The organism is Thermofilaceae archaeon (assembly GCA_038731975.1).
In the GTDB taxonomy this organism is placed as follows: domain Archaea; phylum Thermoproteota; class Thermoprotei; order Thermofilales; family Thermofilaceae; genus JANXEW01.
Genome location: JAVYQJ010000076.1, coordinates 1 through 2,934 on the forward strand (window position 1 = coordinate 1; position 2,934 = coordinate 2,934).

At 56.7% G+C, this 2,934-nt stretch carries 4 protein-coding genes; all 4 read right to left on the reverse strand.

The genetic code is table 11. The features are described 5' to 3' along the window. Positions 1–363: 363 nt before the first annotated feature. Complete coding sequence (locus tag QXF46_09580; protein ID MEM0227112.1) at positions 364–735, reverse strand: MarR family winged helix-turn-helix transcriptional regulator; 372 nt, start codon at positions 733–735, stop codon at positions 364–366. A 1-nt stretch (position 736) separates the two neighbouring features. Continuing rightward, positions 737–1,369, reverse strand: coding sequence for a hypothetical protein (locus QXF46_09585; protein MEM0227113.1), 633 nt, complete (start codon positions 1,367–1,369; stop codon positions 737–739). Positions 1,370–1,381: 12 nt separating this feature from the next. After that, positions 1,382–2,227 (reverse strand): hypothetical protein, encoded by an 846-nt coding sequence (locus tag QXF46_09590; protein MEM0227114.1) that lies wholly within the window; start codon positions 2,225–2,227, stop codon positions 1,382–1,384. Then, positions 2,220–2,934: ATP-binding cassette domain-containing protein (locus tag QXF46_09595; GenBank protein ID MEM0227115.1), on the reverse strand; the 715-nt coding region annotated here is incomplete at its 5' end. The genes QXF46_09590 and QXF46_09595, both read right to left, overlap by 8 nt.

The window sequence follows — 2,934 nt, forward strand, 5'->3', positions numbered from 1 at the left end:
GGTAGAGGCCTGCAGCCGCTACGTGAAGCGCCTTTAGGTATAGTTCAGCAGCCTGCTGGGCCTCGAAGCACGACAGCCAGTAAATCCCCTCCTCAATGTGCCTCTTAGCTTCACGCAAGAAGACGTCAGCCTTCTCAACCCACTCGCCGGGTAGCACCATAAAGACGGGAAAGGTTTCGATCCTTCACATATTAAGCTTCACGTCGCACACGCCGAAGGTCGCGTACCCATTGGGGCAGCGAAGAAAGCAAGCGAAGCTGACGCTGGATGTTTCAAAAGCTTCACAGGAGGCACTGTCAGAAAGTGAATAGAATGACTCCGCTTTTGTGATACGCCTCGCAGCTTTCATGTGTTGCCGCAGCATCAGCGTGACGCTTGAGCTGGGCTGCTCTGATCGCAGTTGGCGGGAAGCTTCCTGGCTTCTTCCACCTTCCGCAGGACTGCGCTTAGCTGTTGAGCTAGCTTCTCGTACTCTCGGATTCCAGCTTCGGTGAGCTCAGCTTTCACTTCTAGGATTCGGGGGCCGCTGCCGAGCCCCCTCCAGAGGCGTACGTAACCCTTCTCGTGGAGCCTGCGTATGTTGCTGTCCAGGTCCCCCCACGTGAGGTTAAGAGTTCGCCTTAGCTCCCTGAGGCTCATCGGCCCGATCGCGTAGAGGAGGCTGACGATCGCAAACCTTTTGGGGTTGAGCAGATCCGAGTCAACCTCGTGCAGGAGCCCGGAGAGCTCCTCCATCCTAACCCACGAGACCCCTCCTAGCCTTGTATAGTGCTATGAAGGCGGCAAAAGTGTAGCTGGTGAGCATGAAGGATAGAGCTAGCGTCCAAGCAGCGAGTGGCGATTTACCAACTATGATGAAGATGAGAGGGGAGGTCAACAGCGTAAGTACCGATGAGGCGAGGAAGGGCATAGCCAGGACTTCGCCACGCCGGTAGGATTCTCTCTCGATGAAGACGTGAACGAGGAGCAGTGAGACCGCGAGCGCGGGGTACCAAGCTACGGAGTACATGTACGGTGGCAGGCGCATGGAATACGTGATAACGAAAGGCACGGCGAAGAACAGCCCGAAGTACTTGCCTCGAGTCCTCCAGACCTGGGAAGTGGCACTCGGGGAGGCAACCCCACTCACGTAGGCAGCTAGGAGCACGACTGGTATAAGGATGAGGAGAGCGGCCACCCAGAACAGAAGTAGCTCATCAAGGTCGAACAGGAAAGCCAAGGATATCACCGCCAGCCAGTAGGCGCAAATTATCGTGGCGTTGAAGAGGAACGCGTAAGCCATCTGGACCGTTAGGAAGTACCTTCTCATCTTCTGAGCTAGATCTGCTAGCGCGACCGCGTTACCCAGCTCGAAGCCCTCCGTCTTCATGCTCCCTACCAGCTAACCAACCTCCTCCATCGGGATTCCGGTAACCCTCTTCGCCAGGAGGAGGGATGCAAGGGCGAGCGAGAGTATCCAGGCAAAAGTTGAGATCAGAGCTGGGAGCGGCTCGACGACCGTGGCAGCGCCAGGATTCCGCCAGGGTTGATAGGGGATCCATCCTCCCGCTACGGGATCGATGCTTGATGCAGAGCTGACAACTAGAGGGGCCAATGGGGCTATGGGTAGCGCGTAAACCAGTTTCCCGGGGTCTAGCCAGAGCGTCGCGTAGATGCCGAAGCCGATCATCATGGGTAGCATGTTCAAAAGCTGCGATCTAGGCTTTCTTAACGCGAGCATAACCGTGCAGAGTAGGTAGCTAAGCCAGTACCACTCAACACCGGCCAACACTATGTAGGCGAGAAGTTCCACCGGCTTCTCGGGGAACAGGAGGATGTTGAATCTCAGGTACATGAGCCCTGTTACAGCCGCTACGACGGCTAAAGTGTACGAGATTATCGCCGCGACCCCGGAGACGAAATCTTCGAGAAGGAGCCTAAAAGGCGTAAGCCGCGAGAAGCGCACGACGAATGCTGAAGCGCTGGAGGAGTAAAGCTTGTAGGAGGTTAACCCGATTGCGACTGAGGACATTGAGAGCACGCCGAGGTACGAGTAGCCGAGCGCTGATACTACTTTGAGAACCTGCTCGAGCACTTCGCGGGGTGGTAGGGGTTCTTCCACGCGGAGGAATACGTAAACCCACATTACGGCCCAGAAGAGCATGAAGCCGATACCCCAGAAGAGCCCGCTTCTGTTCGTCATGAGACTCTTAAACTTGTAGATCAGGTAGCTCGTCACCTCAACCACCCTTCAGAACGATGTCGTAAAGCCTATCTAAAGTTAAAAGGCTTGAAACGGGCTCGCCAGCCCCTGTCTCAACGAAGCTTACGGTTGCATCCCCGATCGGCACTCTGAGGAACGCATGCTCCACAGAGCTGGTTGTTATCTTGGCGGAAGCCAGCCTCCCCGCGGGAGCGGGGCCGTAGAGGCGGCCGTCCACCATAACGTGGACGTACCAGTCGGGGAGCCGGTTAAGGATCCACGTCTCGTGGGTGTTCAGCACCAGCGTTCCGCTGTAGCGCTCCAGCATCTGAGCGAGGCGCCCCTTCCTAGCGGGGTCCAGCTGCTCGAAGGGCTCGTCGAGTAAGACGTTCCTGGCGCCGCTCGCCACCGAAAGCGCCGTGCAGTAGGCCTTCAGCGTCCCGGCTGAGAGCTCCCACAGCTTCTTTTTCTCGAGATCTTTGCGAGAAATGCCGAGCTCTGATAGCATCTGCTCAACCAGCGCGAGATCCACATCCATAATGTCGGAGTACAGTTTAGCCGTCTCCCAAGCAGAAAGGGGGACCAGCCTGTACACCTCAGGTAGGTTGATGGCCAGCAACCCTAGACCCTCTTTCAACTTAGCGAGGGAGGTTCCCTCAATGATGACTTCACCCTTGTAGGGCGCCAACCCTGCTATCGCTTTGAACAGAGTGGTTTTCCCATGCCCGTTCGGGCCCAGCACAACGTGCTTG